Source organism: Cupriavidus sp. IK-TO18, assembly GCF_015549295.1.
Lineage (GTDB): Bacteria > Pseudomonadota > Gammaproteobacteria > Burkholderiales > Burkholderiaceae > Cupriavidus > Cupriavidus oxalaticus_A.
Map to the genome: position 1 here is coordinate 11,602 of NZ_JADGMP010000018.1, position 15,692 is coordinate 27,293.

The following is a 15,692-nucleotide window of genomic DNA, read 5'->3' on the forward strand; positions in this document are numbered from 1 at the left end:
CTTCAACTAGATTGAGTGTGGGCCGATTGCGTCGCAACCCTGCTGGACAGATCGCGATCGGCCGGGTTTTATACGTGGCGAATATCGGCGACAAACTTCTTCGCGCGAGGATGTTCCGGTGCAGCGAAGAACTGCTCAGGCTTGTTGCATTCGAGGATCTGGCCCTGATCCATAAAGATGACCCGGTCTGCCACCTCGCGCGCGAACCCCATCTCGTGAGTCACACACACCATCGTCATGCCCTCCAAGGCAAGCTGCTTCATGACCTGCAGTACCTCTCCCACCATTTCTGGGTCCAGGGCGCTCGTTGGCTCGTCGAAGAGCATGACCGGAGGACGCATGGCCAGAGCCCGGGCGATAGCGACGCGCTGCTGTTGCCCGCCAGAGAGCTGCGGAGGATAGGCATCGGCCTTATGTGCGAGGCCCACCTTGTCCAGTAACGCCATAGCGCGATCGCGAGCTTCGGCTTGGGAAACCTTCAGCACATCCATCGGCGACAGCATGATGTTTCGCAGCACGGTCATATGCGGAAACAGGTTGAACTGCTGGAACACGAATCCAATCTCGCTGCGCAGGCGATTGATGTTGACGTCCTTGCGATGGACATCGGCACCGTTCACGAAGATCTCGCCTTTCTGAATCGGTTCGAGTCGATTGATGGTGCGAATCAGTGTCGACTTTCCAGAGCCGGAGGGACCGCAGACGACCACAACCTCGCCCTTGTCGATGTTTTCGTTGACGTTGTTAAGCGCGTGGTAGTCCCCGTACCACTTGTTGACATTGTTGAAGCGGATCATTGGACGGTTGCTCCTATAGGTACGGCGCTGAACTTGCGGGGGGAACGTCGACCAGTTTCCAGACGCTTCACGCCAAGGTTAAGTGAATAGCAAACGATGAAATAGAACGCGGCGAGGATCAGGTAGACCTGGAACGGCTTGTTCAATAGCTGCCCATTGACCTGGTACGCGGCATACGTCAGTTCGTTGACGCTGATGATGTAGCCCAGCGAGGTGTTCTTGATCAGGTTGATGAACTGATTCAGGATGCTAGGGGTCATGCTTCTTAGCGCCTGCGGCAGGACCACCCGCCACAGAGTTCGGCAATAGGACATACCGAGTGATCGCGCTGCCTCCACGTGTCCGCGGGGAACCGCAAGGATGCCCGCGCGAATGACCTCACCAAGGAAGGCTGCCTCATACACGATCAACGCACAGATGACTGTCGTTACCCCGGATACGCTGCGGCCCACAAGCACCGGGACGATGAAATAGGCCCAGAAGATCAGCATTAGGACCGGGAGCCCCCGCACCACCGTTGTGAATGCAACCGCCGGCAAGGCAAACGCCTTGATTGGGCTTGTGCGGGCGACACCGATCAGCACGGACAATGGGAACGCCAGTACGAGACCTGCTACTGCCATGCACAACGTCAGAGCTAGGCCGCCGAGGGGACCCTCCGGAAATTGCCCGAGCAGGAATATCAGCCCGTACTCCTGCAAAATATGGAGAATTTCGTTCATCGTGCCCCCTTCGCTGTCATGTCAAGCCGTTGATGGGCGAAGCTGCCGAGTCCCATGATCAGGAACGAAACGCACAGGTAGAAGATGGACGCGATCGCGAAAGCCTCGAACGTGTGAAACGTTTCGTTCTCGATCTGCTTGGTGACGTACGTTGCTTCCGCCACACCAATGACCATTGCGAGGCTGGTCGATTTGAATAGGCTCAACGACTGATTGACTAGGGGCGGCACGGACACCCGCACCGCTTGCGGCAGGATCACGCGACGCACAGCCTGCACGTAACTCAGTCCCAACGCGCGCGCTGCCTCAAGCTGGGTCGGTGGTAGCGATCGGATGCCGCTGCGCAGGTCCTCCGACATGTAGGCCGCAGTATTGAGCGACAGCGCGATGAGCGCGAAGATCAGTTCGCCATTGCTGGCGTTGATTGCGACCTGCCAGGAGTTTGGCAAGATTTGCGAGATGCCGAAGTACCAGAAGAAGATCTGGACGAGACCGGGCACGTTGCGGTGATAGCCTACGAACGCCTCGCAAAGCTTTTCCACGACCTTGATGGTCGAAGACCGCAATGCAACGATGATGAGTGCAAGAGCGAATCCGCAAATCCATGAGGACAGAAACAGGCCTATGGTCCGCAGGCCGCCCATGAGCAGCCATCGTACATAAGGCCCCTCATGGAGGAAAGAAAAATCTAGTGGTTCCATGACTAACTCGGAAGGCTGGCGGGGCTGGCGTTCGGCCAACCCCGCATATGGGTTACTCAACCGCTGAGAGCGGCGTCAGCTTCTTTTCCCGCTTGATGTTGAAGGGGGTCTGGGGACCAGCCCACTTGTTCCACATGGCATCAAGCTCGCCTTCCTTTTCCATTTTCGCGAGCGCCGTGTTGACCGCAGCGAGTAAAGCAGGCTCACCCTTCTTCACGCCCAACGCGGTCGGTTCCCAATGCAATTGCCCGTCGACGAATCTCATCTTGCCGCTGGACTCGTTCACGTAGCGGGCGCCGGACATTTGGGCGATCGCGAAAGCCTGCGCCTTGCCCTGTTGCAGGGCGAGGAACGCGGTCGGCGAGTCCTGGAAGGTCACGATTTCTGCGGATTGCAGCAGGCGCCTGGCGTAGAGCTCTGGCGTCGAGCCCTTGACGGTGCTGATCTTGATGTCCTTCGCCTGGCTGACATCCTTGATGGAAGAATCGACCGGGACTACCAGCTTGATGGGGACTTGGTAGTGAATGTCTGAGAACGCGATCTGGCGGGCGCGCTCCTTGGTGTAGCCCAGCGCGGCGGCCACGATGTCGACGCGACCCAGGGCCAGTTCTGGAATACGCGATTCCACGCTCAAGGGTCGGTGCTCGAGTTTCACACCCAAGTGCTTGGCCACCGCTGCACAGGTTTCGACATCAAAGCCCACGATCTGGCGGGTCTTGGGATCCTGATAGCCGAGGGGCTGACTAGTAGACAACGTGCCGCAAATCAGGGTCCCTCTTGCCTTGATGTCGGCCAACCGGTCAGCGTGAGCCGTACCGGTCAATGCGACGCCTATACCTAGAAGGAACAGGCGAAGGCGCCGAGAGAGTTGGGGGTGCAAAGCCATTTCACTACTCCTATGGAACGTTTTCATAATGCCATTATGATTTTTCTTTTGCAGCAATCGTGCCACATCCTGACTGGCAACACCCTAGGGGTTTTCGCGGGGTTAAAGTGTCGCAAAGGACACATTGATGCCGGGGGACATGCACGTTTTCAGCGATCGGCGCACTTCTTCTGTGCACATCGCACCGACCTAAAGCGAGGGTTAGCCCCGGTCGCAAAAGATTGGATTTTGATTTCATAATGACATTATGATTTCGTGAGCGGGCCATCTCGCGCTTGCCACGGAGGATCCACATGACCGACAACGAACTCCCTTCTCATGAACACCCCCCGCCCTTTGCAGACGCGACCGGCTCCGCGCCGGCGAAGGTGAGCAGGGTTGGCGAAGGTGCGCTGCTGCTTGAGGCTGAAGGAGAACTTGAGCTCAATACGCAGCGACTCGTCTGGGGCTTAGCCGACGAGGTTCAGCGCTGGAAAGGCGTGCTCGAGATCGTCGCTGGCATGACGAACTTGCTGGTGATCTACGACCCGTTCCGGCTGGAAAGTACGAGGTTGCAGGCGCGCCTACTCTTCGAATGGTCGCGCGCGAAGCCGAGGACGCGCGCAGGCAAGGTCGTTGAAATCCCCGTGGTCTACGGCGGCGAAATGGGGCCGGATCTTGCCGCGCTTGCCAGCCACGCTGGACTGTCGCCCCGGGAAACTGCGGTTCGACATGCCGAAACCGACTTTGTCGCCTATGCGCTCGGCAGTTCCCCAGGCTTTGCTTACCTCGGTGGCCTGCCCGCGTCCCTCTTTATGGCGCGGCGTGCCGTCCCGATTCTCAGTGCCCCGGCGGGCAGCGTGATGATTGGAGGGAACCAGACCGGTGTGACATCCGCCGCAGGACCGACGGGCTGGCACATCATTGGGCGGGCAACCCGGAGCGTGTTCGATGCGGATGCTTCGCCTCCTGCGCTGATCGCACCCGGTGATACGGTGCGCTTTCGCATCGAGAGGATCGACGAATGATCGAAGTGCTTTCCACCGCAGCCTTGACCACCGTCCAGGACCTCGGCCGGTATGGGCAGCGACGTTATGGCGTCGGTACCGCTGGTGCGATGGACCGGCTGGCCCTTACCCTTGGCAACGAAATGCTTGGGAACGATCCCAATGCAGCGGGTCTCGAGATCACCCTGACACCGTTCAAGATCCGGTTCCTGCGCGAGACTAGTTTTGCAGTCGCTGGCGCGGACTTTGACGCCAGCTTGGACGGAACACAACTCTTGCCTTGGTGGGCGACGACTGCCAAAGAAGGCCAAGAACTGATGCTGAAGCGCCCAGTCCACGGCGCGCGGGCCTATCTTTGTATCGCCGGAGGCATAGACGTTCCACCGGTACTCGGCTCGCGCAGTACGCAGATGCGCGGCGCGATCGGGGGCTATGAAGGCCGGCAATTGCGTAGAGGTGATGTGCTGACCGTCAATGATTGCCCGCTACGGCGCGGCAACTTTGGGATCATCCCTCCAGAGCATCGTCTGGCTCCAGGCAGCGCATCGGGATCTGTCACGGTTCGCGCCATTCCTGCGGGTGAATACGAGAAATTTACCGAGGCATCCTGCAAACAGCTTTGGACCACACCCTGGCAGATCACGCCACAAAGCAACCGGACCGGCTATCGACTCCAGGGGCAGAAGCTTGAACTGACGCAGCCACTAGAGATGCGATCCCACGGCATCATTCCGGGCGTTGTACAGGTTCCGCCTAGTGGACAGCCTGTCGTGCAGTTGGCGGACGCCAATGTCTCTGGCGGCTACCCAAAGATTGCGACTGTGATTAGTGCCGATCTATGGCGGCTTGCACAAGCCAGGATCGGAGAGCACATCTCCTTCGTCCAGGTTGATGTCGAAGAAGCTTTGAGCGCATCGAGAGCGATTGACGAATACATCAAGGAGGTGCGACGTGCTACTGCGCTTGCCATGCCATGGCGTTGACCTCGACGAGCTGGAGTTGGACAAGTTGTCTGCGGTCGGTGTCGTGGAACTCGCCGCGTACGCCGAGAGCCGGGGGATAGGAATCGAGCTCAAGACCGCTAATCTGTCCATGCGATCGCACGTACGGGTCCAGCAGACCACTGCGGTGCCTGATCCCGAGCCATCGTCTTCCATTGCACCAGCATCTATCGAGGTCTGCAGCGCCGACACCGTTGGCATCCTGCGACTCGAGCATCCAGGACGGAGCGCACCGCTTGCGCGTGCTGGGCAAATCGTAAAGATCGGCGATCCCGTTGCCATCCTGCAGGTCGGAATTCGATACAGCGTGGTGCGCGCACCCTCCAATGGCACGATTCAGCGATGTCTAGTTGCCCCGGGAACGCTCGTTGGGTTCGGCGAGCCACTGATTGAACTCTTACCAGAGGTATCAGCATGAAGATCGATATCAACTCAGACATGGGCGAAGCCTTCGGTCCCTATCGCATGGGTGACGACGACACTCTCCTCACGCTCGTCTCGTCGGCCAACATTGCTTGTGGCTTCCACGCTGGCGATCCGGATGTCATGGCTCACACGGTTGCAACGGCCATCAAGAACGGGGTAGACATTGGTGCCCATCCGGGCTTTGACGACAAACGGCATTTCGGTCGGCGTCGTTTGCCGACCGATGCGAAGTCGCTTAAATCGGAAACGCTATACCAGCTTGGCGCACTGGACGCGATTGCGCGCGAGCAGGGGGCACGGGTATCACATCTGAGCTTTCACGGGGCTCTGGGCAACATCCTGTACAAAGACCGGGAACTAGCCGATGTCTTGGTCGGCGCGGTGGCAGCATTCAATCGGGACATCATTTTTCCCGTCACACCGAACACGGCCACGGAAGCGGCTGCCATAAAACACGGGCTACGTACGGTTCGGAAGTTCTTTGCCGACCGGGCATATGACAACAACGGGTTGCTCGTCCCCCGCGGAACGCCAGGTTCCATCATCCATGATCATGATGTCGCCGCAAAGCGTGTGCTACAGCTATTGGACTCGGGCACGGTTACGACCATTGATGGTGAAACGCTGCGCATGCAAGCGCAGGTCGTCATGGTGCACAGCGAGACCCCTGGCGCAGTGGAACTGGCACGCGCCATCCGCAATGCATTGGAAACAAATGGAGGCGAAATCGTGCCCATGTCCAAGCTTGTTTGAGAGTAATGCACCGACATGGTCGGGAGTGCAGCTTCGGTGCGCTCACCCGCGACCCCGCACCAATTCCGAGCGAGTTACCGACCATCATGGCAAGCGAAGGCCGCCTATGGGCGGAATGGATCACCGCAACGCTTGGCACCAATTATGCATAGAGTAATGGCATTATGGTTTTACTAAACGCCTAACTTTGATTTCGAGGATAGCTTCATGGTTAAATCCGCCCTTCTCGCCGCGGCCGCGCTCCAACTTGTGATTCCTGTTTGCGCTCTTGCTACCGAGTTTCCACACCAACAGCCGATCACCTTGATCGTAGGATTCGGACCGGGTGGCTCGACGGACATCATTGCGCGCTTCTTGGCGCCGAAACTCAAAGCCGCTCTGGGACAAACAATCGTGGTCGACAACCGGCCGGGTGCGAGCGGGATTATTGCTACCGAGGCGATGCTTCGAGCCCCGGCAGATGGCTACACGCTGTTCGCTTGCACGAATGGTGTTCTGACGACGCACAAGTATCTGTTCAAGCAACTGAAGTTCGACGCTGCGAAGGACATCCTTCCAGTGACTCAAATTGCTAGCGTCCCGTACGTGCTGCTCGCTCACCCCAGCGTGCCGGCGAACACGCCCGCCGAGTTCGTCGCCTTGGCTAAGAAGGAGCCTGGCAAGATCATGTACGGCTCGGCGGGTGTGGGATCGGCAGGCCACCTCGCTGCTGAGATGTTCTCGTCGAAGGTTGGCATCAACATGAACCACGTCCCCTACAAAGGGAGCGGTCAGGCGATGAGTGACCTGGTCGCGGGCACGATTAACGTCGCCTTCGACCAGCAATCGACCGTCGCGGGCTTCCTTGCCGGAGACCGCCTCAAGGCCATCGCGGTCGCCAGCAAGGAGCGCCTTCCGAGTCTGCCGAAAGTCCCGACTTTCAATGAGGCAGGCATCGCATTCGAAGCCGCCTCCTGGACGGGAATCTGCATTCGCTCCGGAACGCCTGCGCCCATCGTGGATAAGATTTCCCGAGCGGTTCGCGAAGTGATGGCGCAGCAAGATGTCCGGAAGCGATTCGAGGAACTCGGCATCCAACCGAAAAGCACAACTCCACAGGAGTTCCAGACGCTGGTGGCGAACGACCGCGATCGCATGGGCAAGGCCATCACGGCCATTGGCATTAGACCCGAGTAATATCGGGGCGCGCGATCAACAGCGCTCGCCCGCTGGGTGGGTGATTTCCCCGCCCTCCCCGGCTTGACCACCGCCGGGAACGAGCGCCACAAGCACGCTATGCAGGCATCACCGGCTGTCGAAAACCGACTTCGATCTTTGAGGCGTTACACGCGGAGACTAGACGCCGCGATTTCTCCCGCCGAAAGCGGCAAGCGCCGCTACTTGCTCCTCGTTCAATCCTTTGTTTACCAGCCGTCGAGTGTCAGGTCTGTAACGAACATGTGACCCGCAGCGTGCGTGAACATTTCCGGTACACCAGCGGCCAAAGCGACGGCCTGTGGCGTTACGCCACACCCCCAAAAGACTGGCGTATGCCCTTCTGGGAGGCCACCAAACTTAACGAACTCTGGAGCTTGCAGGTCGTGGATACCAATCTGCGACGGGTCTCCGATATGCACGGGGGCGCCGTGTGCAAGCGGATAGCGGCTGGTCACTTGGACGGCACGTGCAACCAGTGGCGTAGGAACCGGCCGCATTGTAACCACCATCGGGCCGGAAAATGGACCGGCTGGTTGGCATGCAATTCCGGATCGGTAGGTAGCTACGCGACCATCCTCATTGTGCAGGTGAGGCATCGCGATGCCGCTATTGTCCAGGGCTTCGTCGAACGAAAGACTGCACCCAAGAAGAAACGCCACACTGTCGTCCCGCCAGACGCTCGTTAGGTCGCTGCGCTCCTCGACAAGTTGGCCGTCGCGGTACACCTTGTACCGTGAGAGATCCGTCCGGACATCAGCTCCGGGCGCGGCGAGTTTCGGCTCCGGATCTCCCGGATTCGTCACATCAATGACCGGACACGGAGAAGGGTTGCGCAAGCAGAAGCGCAGGAAGTCAAAGGCATACCGCGCACTCAGGACCACGAGGTTCGCCTGCAATCGTCCTCGCGATGCTCCATGCGTTGTCCCTGTCCACTGCGACGACCGAATGGCCAGTCTGACTTGTTGCGGCGACATGGTCGCAAGGTCCGTACGTCGGATCACCGTCTGTTGAGCGTCGATTCCTGCATTGACCTGTGTCACTGGATTCTCCTTCATCAAATTGCGCAGTACACGTTAGCGCCGGCGCCACGATAGCGAGCCGGGTGGCATTAGTTCGGAGAGCGCACGGCCACGACCTGTACTTCAATGAGATAGTGCGGCTGTGCAAGTGCAGCCTGCACGCAGGCGCGCACAGGCTGATGTCCAGGCACCACCCACTGGTCGTAGATCTTGTTCATTGCCGCCATGTCGCGAATGTCGTTAAGCCAGATGTTCACCGAGACCAGCCCTGTCTTCGACGATCCGGCCTCGGCCAACAGCTTGTCGACCTGTTCTAGGACGCTGGTAGTCTGCTCTTCGATGGTGCGACCTGAATTGGTAGCTGGAGTCACGCCTTTGAAGTAGACGATTCCCGCGCCATTGACGATCACGGCCTTGCTCATCCGTTCGTTGCCGGGAATGCGTTCGATTGAAGTTTGCATGTAGAACTCCTTCTTGCTGTTGCATGTTCTTAGAAACTGCCCGCTGTGGCGATGAAGCTGGCCCCACCGGGATGGATCGCAGGTCGAATTTACGTGCCTGAAAGCTATGCTGAGAGGTGCCCGCGCGCTTCCCCGCACGACCGTCTCCAAAGGCTGAAGCGTTCGACCGCGTACGGGTGCGAATCGATCTGTGGGACTTTGCGGCCGGAAACGATCGAAGCGAGAAGCTTCGCAGAGACGGCCGCCAGCGTCAGTCCGTTATGTCCGTGGCCGAAGGAGTAGTAAAGATTGGCATGCCGGGAGGCACGGCCAATCGCAGGTAAGCCGTCCGGCAAAGAAGGTCGGACTCCCATCCAGCGAACGGCACCCTCTCGACTCAGACCGGGGAAGTATGGTGTGGCAAGCTTGAAGAGCATGTCTGACCTTGCGGCATTCATCGGCGCATCGGCAGGGGCGAACTCTGCTGTGCCAGCGAGACGCAGGCCATCTGCCATCGGAGTCGCGACAAAGTAAGCTTCCGCAATGGAAACAGGACGGCCCAGGCTGACGCTCGGCATCGGAAGCATAAGGTGATAACCACGCTCGGAAATGAGCGGCGCACTGTAGCCAAGAGGACGCATCAGCGCGTCCGAGCGCCGACCGGCGCATACGACAACCAAATCGGTGTCCAGGGAGCCAATGTCCGAATCCAACCGCCACCGTCCCGCTGCAGTCGGAGCCATTCGATGGATGGAAGCCTTGATGAAACGACAACCAGCTTCTTGAAGCCGCTGAGCGAACATCTCGCCCAGCCGTCGCGGTCCCAAACATCTACCCGAGTTGGGATAGAACAGCGCTCCCTGAATGTCACGAGAGATTGCTGGCTCGAGTTCCAATGCCTGCTCTTTCGATATCCGCTCGACCGCTACGTGATGCTGCTGCAGCGCGGGAATCTTCGCCGACCGGGCTTCAAGCGTCTCCAGTTTCTTACAGATGGCCAATGCGCCGCGGCGCTCCATCAGATGAGATGCTCTGGCTTCGCGCAAGAGCGAATCGTAGCTTTCGATCGCCGGACGAATTAGGGCCGACATCGCTTCGACAGTTTTCGAAAGCTGTTCCGGACGCAAGGCCAGCGCCGCCCGTATGCCCCAAGGCAAGAAGCGTGGAATATACGACGCGTGGATGGTCAAGGGGCCAAGAGGGTCTTTGAGCAGCGCCGGCAGTTTTTTGAGACTTTCGGTCGAGTTCGACGGGAAGATGTTGGCTTCGCTCAGGTAGCCAGCGTTGCCAGCAGAGCACCCGCTTGCTGGTTCATTGGGGTCTATGATTTGCACTGCAAATCCGTCCATGCGGAGCTGCAGTGCAGTAGCCAGGCCTACGATCCCGGCGCCCACAACAGTGACTTGATTCATGCTAGTTTGGAAAGGGCAAAGGCGCCCATAGGCGCCCAGAATTACTGAGTCTTCAACTCGGCACTGACCTGACTAATCGGTGTCAGCCGCTTGTCGCGCTTGATGTTGTACGCCGTGCCAGATCCCAGCCATTTGTTCCAGATCCGGTCCATCTCTCCGCTGGCCTCCATTTGGACGAGTACCTTGTTGACCGCCGCAACGAAAGCCGGCTCGCCTTTGCGAACGCCGAGCCCGTTCGGTTCCCAGCCCAACGCCTCGTCCAGATAACGGAAGGCACCCGCACCAGCCGCCATCAGCTTGGCACCTGACGTTTGTGTGATGCCCTCACCGTCGATCTTTCCCTGCTTGAGCGCTGTGAACACGGCGGGCGTATCGCGGAATGTGATGGCCTGGACTTCAGGAAACCGCTTGCGCAGCCAATGCTCCGGGGTCGATCCTGACGACATCCCTACCTTCTTGCCGTTTAGATCAGTGATCTTCTTATACGGGGACTCGGTTGCCACCATGATGCGGATGGGCACCTGGAAATGCGAGTCCGTGTAGTCGATCTGCTTCGCGCGCTCTTCGGTGTACCCCAGGACAGCAGAAAGAATATCGACACGTCCAAGCGTTAGCTCCGGAATACGCGCTTCCAGCGCGATCGACTTCTGCTCTAGCTGAACGCCCAAGCCCTTCGCCACCGCCTCACAAACATCCACATCGAAGCCGACAACCTTCCTGCTTTTCAGGTCCAGGTACCCCATCGGTTCGATGGTATTCATCGTGCCGCACACGAGCGTGCCGCGGGCCCTTACTTCGGCCAGCAAATCGGCTTGTGCGGTGCCTGCAATGCCCATCGCCAAGACTCCGGCGACTGCTGCGCGCAGCAAACCGAACTTCAGAACAGCTTCACTCTTTCGTGCATCAGCCATGCTAGCTCCCACAAAAAAAGAAGACACGCCCATCGCGTCTTTCATTTTCATAATGGCATTATGATTGCAATACTGATGCCAGGAAGACTCGCTGATGCGTGACTGCATCGCAATAGGTAGTTGCGCTAGGCTTGTGCGGCAGGCGGCGTCTTGTCGCTTGGGGTGGGCGAAATCGGTGCGCGACGCACCTGGATGGTTCATTACAAAGCGCCCGTACGAGCGCGACGCGACGGCCCTGCGCTGTAGAGTCAGCGGGCCAGAAGGGAAAAAAGGGCGGCTAGTGGCCGCCCTTTGGGATGGAGATAAAACTTTACTGCGTTATACGCTAGCGCCTAGGGACTTCGAGAGTTCCTTAGCGGAATCAAACAACAGGTTTTGGGTAGCTTTGACGGCCGGATCGAAACGGCCAACAGGTCCCGAGATCGTCAATGCACCAGCAAGCGTGTTGCCGTGCCGCAGCACGGGTGCCGACATCGACGAAGTCAATTGCTGCCCGGCCGTGACGGGATTGACCTTGCGGGCAGAAGTGAAGATGCAGTTCTTGACAGACCATGCGAAATCAACGGGTGTCGAAAAGATCCGCAATACCTCGGCGGTTGCCGTGTCATCCATCGGCAACCTCGTTCCCGGGGCAATGCTCGCCTTCAGGTGCTGCGGTGAGTCCTTCCTCAACAGACAGATACGACTGTCGCCCTCGCGAATGTAGAAGGATGCGCTCTCCTCCGTTTCACGCATGAGCGCCTCCAGCACGGGCATGACATGCTCCGAGAGGTTAAATGTCTGCTCGTAGCGGATACCAAGTTCGAAAACGCGAGCCCCAAGTTGATAGCGGCCGTCTGGCCGCTTGACAACATAATTCATGGGTTCAAGCGAGAGCATGTAGCGCAGGATGACGCTCTTGAACAGCCCTGTCTCGCTTTCCAGGTCGGAAAGGGTCAACGGGCCTTCATGCTGCAGGAAGGCATCCAAGATGGAAAGTGTTCGGCCGACCGCATTGACTGAGCGGTCCACGTCGGTTGTCTTCTGCCTGGCCATCTGCCTTCCCTTTCTCCCAAGGTGCCCGGACCGACCGGGGCCCGCGGCTCAAAATAATTGCAAGGCGCACATGTTACAGCAACGCCGGAGGCTGCCGCCGTTCCGGCACCGAGCCAGGCCCTCAAAGAAAAGTGCCGTCGCTGACGTATTCATAATATCATTATGAATCTACAATGCGTGAATGTGAGCACAACGCCACTTCCGTCAGCGGATTGGCATTGGCCCCGCATAGCCAATGACCGCACTCAAGTCTGCCTCTTCAGGCCCCTTCCCCGCTCTCGCTGAACCAGCAATTCGACGTTACCTATGTGGCCAGACGGCCTCCGTCATGGGGAGCTGGACGCAAAATATCACGCTGAACCTGCTGCTTTGGGAACAGACGCATGCAGCTTGGCAGTTAGGTCTGTTGAATTTCTTGCTCTACGGGCCTGCTTTGTTTGTAGCGCCGATTTTTGGGTCTCGGCTCAATCCGACGGCAGCACGTGTTACAGCCTTGCGCATTCTCTTTTGCGCGCTGTTCCTCGCTGCCTGTCTCTTGGCCGCAAATCTTGCAGGATGGCTTCGCGAGGAATTGGTCATCGGCGCGTCGCTTGTTTGCGGCGTCCTTAGCGCTATGGAAATGCCTTCCCGTCAATTGCTGTTGACCACCACGCTGCAAGACAAGAGCTCTCTGCCAAGCGTGATTGCTCTTAACACTCTCGTCTTCAACGTTGGCCGCATGGTGGGGCCAGTCATTGCCTCATACGCTTTCCTGCGACTTGGAGCAACTGGTGGATTCGCGCTGAACATTGTCGGACTCGCCACAATGCTGCTGTGTATCGGGTCGTTGCCCACCGCTGAGCAGGCCTTAGCCCCGAAGAAAAGCGCAGGTTTTCGCATGGCGGTGGCATATGCGCGCGGCAATAAGATCGCTCGGCAGTGTTTGCCCACCCTGGCGGTCCTGGGGCTTCTGGGCGGGTCTTACCAGACGCTAATACCAGTGCTGGCAGCCCATCGGTTCGGCAATGCAGCGAAGTTCACTGGCGTCTTTTTTTCTTGCGCTGGCGCCGGGGCAATGATGGCAGCCATACTGCTGTCTTCCCGGTTGCTTAGCCCGCGCAGTTCGATGCGCATACACGCAGCAGCACCATGGCTGACGGTGATGGCCCTGGCTGGCGTTTCGTTGGCTTCTTCGCCCTGGCTGGCTGGCGCGTGTTTTGCTGGACTCGGTCTGGCTCTCACATTCTTCGCCACGACCACAAACTCAACACTACAGCGGGATTGCCCAAATGAATTGCGCGGGGGAATCGTCGGACTTTATGGAATGGCCTATCTCGGCACCATGCCGTTGGGCCATTTGCTGATGGGCAATATCGCAAACTTTGTCGGCGAGCAAATCGCTTTTGGCCTGATGGCGTGTGGGCTAGCGGTGTGTCTCACTACACTGCACATCTGGATCGCCGGCGTCTCGCCTACAAACGCCAGCTAGCCAACACAACATAATGCCAATGGTGTAATAGCTTCACCGCAAACTGACAAAGCGGCAAGCACAGCTCGCCGCTGCTACCACACCGCTATTCTAGGTGGGCTTCCCGAACGACGCCTGGAAGCTACGCGTCAACCCTTGTAGCTGGGGTCGATACGATCGAGCTTGCGCAACATCGCCGGCCACTCCATCACCCCAAAGGGACGCCGCGTCCCGGGCAAGTAGTTCTTCCGCGTATCTTCAACGATTTCAGCCGGCACGGTCGTGAGCGGTTGACCGCATGCGAGAGCTGCAATTTGCGCCTTGCAAACTTGCTCGAAGCGATGCATGGCGTTGAAGGCTTCCGCAGTGGTAGTCGTGGCCACCAGGAGGCCATGATTCCTTAGGACCAGGTAGTTCTCATCGCCCATATCGCGCAGTAGCGATTCCTTTTCTCGCTCATCCAGCACGATGCCCTCGAACGCGTGATAGGCAGCGCTCGAAAAACGCATTGACGTCTGCGTCAGGGGAAGAATTCCAGAGGCCAACGTCGAGACCGCCATACCCGCTACGGTATGTGTGTGCGCTACGCAGCCAACATCCGGCCTGGCGGCGTGGATCGCGCTATGAATCACATAGCCGGCGCGATTAACCCCATACTTCAAATCACCGAAGTCGGGGCTGAAGAGGATCTCGCCACTTTCGTCGACCTTGATCAGGGACGAGGCGGTGATTTCTTCGTAGAGCATGCCATATGGGTTGATCAGAAAGGCGTTTTCTCCCGGAACGCGAGCAGAGATATGGTTCGCTGTGAGGTCGGAAAGGCCGTAGAGGTCGAAAAGCCGATAGCACGCGGCCAGATCCACACGTGCCTTCCATTCTTCGGGCGACACTTGGTCGCGAAGCGATGGCAGTTTCAGATCGGACGAGGACATGTGTTCTCCTAACGATGTAAGTTACGCAACTGTGTTTCGAAGAGTCAGCCCATCACGCCAACGGGTGAGATTGTCGAGGAATATCTCCCCTACCTCTGCATAGTGTCCCGTCGTGTGACCAGCCGTATGGGGGGCGATCATTACAGTCGGAAGAGTCCAGAGTGCCGAATCGGGACTCAAAGGCTCCTTCTCAAATACGTCAAGAAACGCCCCGCCGAGATGCCCGTCTTGCAGGCACTGGATCAGGTCGCTCTCAACGACAACTTCGCCTCGCGACACATTGACGAGTATCGAACCTGCGGGCAACAAAGCAAGTGTCTTGCGGTTCAGCAATCCGCGTGTGATATCCGTCAGCGGGCAGGCAAGAACAACTACCGAAACCTTCGGGAGCACGCTCTCGAGTTCCGCAAAGCTAACAGTCTCGGCGAGTCCTGGAACGCTTCTGATGCGGCGGCTCATGCCGATGACGTGCATGCCGATAGCGTCCAGCAGGCGCGCCACTTCGAGTCCGATAGGGCCCAGTCCGACAACTGCGGCGGTCTGCCGTTTCAGGTCGTGAGGCGCTCGTTCCCCCAGTAACGGCTCCCAGCTCTTCCGACGCTGTGCATCCATGAGCTGTGGTAGCCGACGGGCGATAGCCAGCACCCCGAGAAACGCCATCTGAGCAACGGCGCCAGCATTCGCTCCGGAAGCCGTAGTAACCGTCACGCCACGCTGTCTCAATTCGGCGTAGATGGGGCGATCCGCTCCCGCCGCATGCGACTGCAACCAGGTTAGCTTTGCCGATGCGCGCATCGCATCGTAGAACTCGACCAGCGACGGTGCCAGTTGGGTCTTGCCGGAATTGCCAGTCACGTCTCGTGTCAGGAATGCGACATTCGCGCTGTCTTCCGGGCCACTATTGAGCACCGCCCTGGGCGTCACAAACCGGTGCGGCAACTCTTTGAGTACCGCGCTTATGCGTGCACCGAACGCTTCCCGGGCAACTTCCGACATCATGAGCGTCAGCGAGACTGCATTGGTCATC

17 protein-coding genes are annotated in these 15,692 nt (G+C 58.5%); 6 read left to right on the forward strand and 11 right to left on the reverse strand.

All coding sequences use genetic code 11. The features are described from left to right. Window positions 1–68: 68 nt before the first annotated feature. Genes IPF36_RS15460 through IPF36_RS15475 form a run of 4 tightly spaced genes read right to left on the reverse strand, consistent with a single transcriptional unit; the run spans window position 69 to window position 3,106 of the window. A complete protein-coding gene (locus IPF36_RS15460; protein ID WP_195428609.1) occupies window positions 69–797 on the reverse strand; it encodes an amino acid ABC transporter ATP-binding protein in 729 nt (242 codons plus the stop codon). Then, the gene (locus tag IPF36_RS15465; protein ID WP_133097883.1) at window positions 794–1,519 is read right to left on the reverse strand and encodes an amino acid ABC transporter permease; all 726 of its coding nucleotides are present in this window, start codon (window positions 1,517–1,519) and stop codon (window positions 794–796) included. The genes IPF36_RS15460 and IPF36_RS15465 overlap by 4 nt, the downstream gene beginning before the upstream one ends. Then, complete coding sequence (locus IPF36_RS15470) at window positions 1,516–2,220, reverse strand: amino acid ABC transporter permease (RefSeq protein ID WP_133097882.1); 705 nt, start codon at window positions 2,218–2,220, stop codon at window positions 1,516–1,518. The genes IPF36_RS15465 and IPF36_RS15470 overlap by 4 nt, the downstream gene beginning before the upstream one ends. A gap of 52 nt (window positions 2,221–2,272) precedes the next feature. Further along, the gene (locus IPF36_RS15475; protein ID WP_133097881.1) at window positions 2,273–3,106 is read right to left on the reverse strand and encodes an ABC transporter substrate-binding protein; all 834 of its coding nucleotides are present in this window, start codon (window positions 3,104–3,106) and stop codon (window positions 2,273–2,275) included. A 293-nt stretch (window positions 3,107–3,399) separates the two neighbouring features. Here IPF36_RS15475 and pxpB point away from each other — a divergent pair, with 293 nt between their 5' ends. From pxpB to IPF36_RS15500, 5 genes are all read left to right on the forward strand, one after another. Continuing rightward, window positions 3,400–4,113, forward strand: coding sequence for a 5-oxoprolinase subunit PxpB (gene pxpB, locus IPF36_RS15480; protein ID WP_195428620.1), 714 nt, complete (start codon window positions 3,400–3,402; stop codon window positions 4,111–4,113). Further along, a complete protein-coding gene (locus IPF36_RS15485) occupies window positions 4,110–5,075 on the forward strand; it encodes a biotin-dependent carboxyltransferase family protein (protein ID WP_133097879.1) in 966 nt (321 codons plus the stop codon). Before pxpB ends, IPF36_RS15485 begins: the two co-directional genes overlap by 4 nt. Then, window positions 5,044–5,511, forward strand: a complete 468-nt coding sequence (locus tag IPF36_RS15490) for a hypothetical protein (protein ID WP_195428623.1) — start codon at window positions 5,044–5,046, stop codon at window positions 5,509–5,511. The genes IPF36_RS15485 and IPF36_RS15490 overlap by 32 nt, the downstream gene beginning before the upstream one ends. Continuing rightward, the gene (locus IPF36_RS15495; RefSeq protein WP_195428625.1) at window positions 5,508–6,272 is read left to right on the forward strand and encodes a LamB/YcsF family protein; all 765 of its coding nucleotides are present in this window, start codon (window positions 5,508–5,510) and stop codon (window positions 6,270–6,272) included. The genes IPF36_RS15490 and IPF36_RS15495 overlap by 4 nt, the downstream gene beginning before the upstream one ends. 207 nt (window positions 6,273–6,479) lie before the next feature. Beyond that, window positions 6,480–7,448, forward strand: coding sequence for a tripartite tricarboxylate transporter substrate binding protein (locus IPF36_RS15500; protein WP_133097876.1), 969 nt, complete (start codon window positions 6,480–6,482; stop codon window positions 7,446–7,448). 227 nt (window positions 7,449–7,675) lie between these two features. Here the strand turns inward: IPF36_RS15500 and IPF36_RS15505 are convergent, their stop codons facing one another. From IPF36_RS15505 to IPF36_RS15525, 5 genes are all read right to left on the reverse strand, one after another. Beyond that, window positions 7,676–8,509 (reverse strand): putative hydro-lyase, encoded by an 834-nt coding sequence (locus IPF36_RS15505; RefSeq protein ID WP_368671154.1) that lies wholly within the window; start codon window positions 8,507–8,509, stop codon window positions 7,676–7,678. Window positions 8,510–8,577: 68 nt separating this feature from the next. Next, the gene (locus IPF36_RS15510; RefSeq protein ID WP_133097875.1) at window positions 8,578–8,949 is read right to left on the reverse strand and encodes a RidA family protein; all 372 of its coding nucleotides are present in this window, start codon (window positions 8,947–8,949) and stop codon (window positions 8,578–8,580) included. Window positions 8,950–9,053: 104 nt separating this feature from the next. After that, window positions 9,054–10,340: an FAD-binding oxidoreductase gene (locus tag IPF36_RS15515; protein ID WP_195428627.1), complete on the reverse strand. Its 1,287-nt coding sequence runs from the start codon at window positions 10,338–10,340 to the stop codon at window positions 9,054–9,056. Window positions 10,341–10,381: 41 nt separating this feature from the next. Beyond that, window positions 10,382–11,452: a transporter substrate-binding domain-containing protein gene (locus IPF36_RS15520; protein WP_255519789.1), complete on the reverse strand. Its 1,071-nt coding sequence runs from the start codon at window positions 11,450–11,452 to the stop codon at window positions 10,382–10,384. Window positions 11,453–11,569: 117 nt separating this feature from the next. After that, a complete protein-coding gene (locus tag IPF36_RS15525; protein ID WP_133097719.1) occupies window positions 11,570–12,286 on the reverse strand; it encodes an IclR family transcriptional regulator in 717 nt (238 codons plus the stop codon). A 235-nt stretch (window positions 12,287–12,521) separates the two neighbouring features. Here IPF36_RS15525 and IPF36_RS15530 point away from each other — a divergent pair, with 235 nt between their 5' ends. Next, window positions 12,522–13,754 (forward strand): MFS transporter, encoded by a 1,233-nt coding sequence (locus tag IPF36_RS15530; protein WP_195428629.1) that lies wholly within the window; start codon window positions 12,522–12,524, stop codon window positions 13,752–13,754. Between the two features lie 128 nt (window positions 13,755–13,882). Here IPF36_RS15530 and IPF36_RS15535 read toward each other — a convergent pair whose 3' ends face one another. Both IPF36_RS15535 and IPF36_RS15540 read right to left on the reverse strand, forming a co-directional pair. Then, the gene (locus tag IPF36_RS15535) at window positions 13,883–14,665 is read right to left on the reverse strand and encodes a class II aldolase/adducin family protein (RefSeq protein WP_133097717.1); all 783 of its coding nucleotides are present in this window, start codon (window positions 14,663–14,665) and stop codon (window positions 13,883–13,885) included. A 21-nt stretch (window positions 14,666–14,686) separates the two neighbouring features. After that, the gene (locus tag IPF36_RS15540; protein WP_195428631.1) at window positions 14,687–15,691 is read right to left on the reverse strand and encodes a D-2-hydroxyacid dehydrogenase; all 1,005 of its coding nucleotides are present in this window, start codon (window positions 15,689–15,691) and stop codon (window positions 14,687–14,689) included. Window position 15,692 lies beyond the last annotated feature (1 nt).

Coding starts and splice junctions, on each gene's coding strand:
- IPF36_RS15460 (WP_195428609.1), bottom strand. CDS start 797: ATGATCCGCTTCAACAATGTCAACAAGTGGTACGGGGACTACCACGCG.
- IPF36_RS15465 (WP_133097883.1), bottom strand. CDS start 1,519: ATGAACGAAATTCTCCATATTTTGCAGGAGTACGGGCTGATATTCCTG.
- IPF36_RS15470 (WP_133097882.1), bottom strand. CDS start 2,220: ATGGAACCACTAGATTTTTCTTTCCTCCATGAGGGGCCTTATGTACGA.
- IPF36_RS15475 (WP_133097881.1), bottom strand. CDS start 3,106: ATGGCTTTGCACCCCCAACTCTCTCGGCGCCTTCGCCTGTTCCTTCTA.
- pxpB (WP_195428620.1), top strand. CDS start 3,400: ATGACCGACAACGAACTCCCTTCTCATGAACACCCCCCGCCCTTTGCA.
- IPF36_RS15485 (WP_133097879.1), top strand. CDS start 4,110: ATGATCGAAGTGCTTTCCACCGCAGCCTTGACCACCGTCCAGGACCTC.
- IPF36_RS15495 (WP_195428625.1), top strand. CDS start 5,508: ATGAAGATCGATATCAACTCAGACATGGGCGAAGCCTTCGGTCCCTAT.
- IPF36_RS15500 (WP_133097876.1), top strand. CDS start 6,480: ATGGTTAAATCCGCCCTTCTCGCCGCGGCCGCGCTCCAACTTGTGATT.
- IPF36_RS15510 (WP_133097875.1), bottom strand. CDS start 8,949: ATGCAAACTTCAATCGAACGCATTCCCGGCAACGAACGGATGAGCAAG.
- IPF36_RS15515 (WP_195428627.1), bottom strand. CDS start 10,340: ATGAATCAAGTCACTGTTGTGGGCGCCGGGATCGTAGGCCTGGCTACT.
- IPF36_RS15520 (WP_255519789.1), bottom strand. CDS start 11,452: ATGAACCATCCAGGTGCGTCGCGCACCGATTTCGCCCACCCCAAGCGA.
- IPF36_RS15525 (WP_133097719.1), bottom strand. CDS start 12,286: ATGGCCAGGCAGAAGACAACCGACGTGGACCGCTCAGTCAATGCGGTC.
- IPF36_RS15530 (WP_195428629.1), top strand. CDS start 12,522: ATGACCGCACTCAAGTCTGCCTCTTCAGGCCCCTTCCCCGCTCTCGCT.
- IPF36_RS15535 (WP_133097717.1), bottom strand. CDS start 14,665: ATGTCCTCGTCCGATCTGAAACTGCCATCGCTTCGCGACCAAGTGTCG.
- IPF36_RS15540 (WP_195428631.1), bottom strand. CDS start 15,691: ATGACCAATGCAGTCTCGCTGACGCTCATGATGTCGGAAGTTGCCCGG.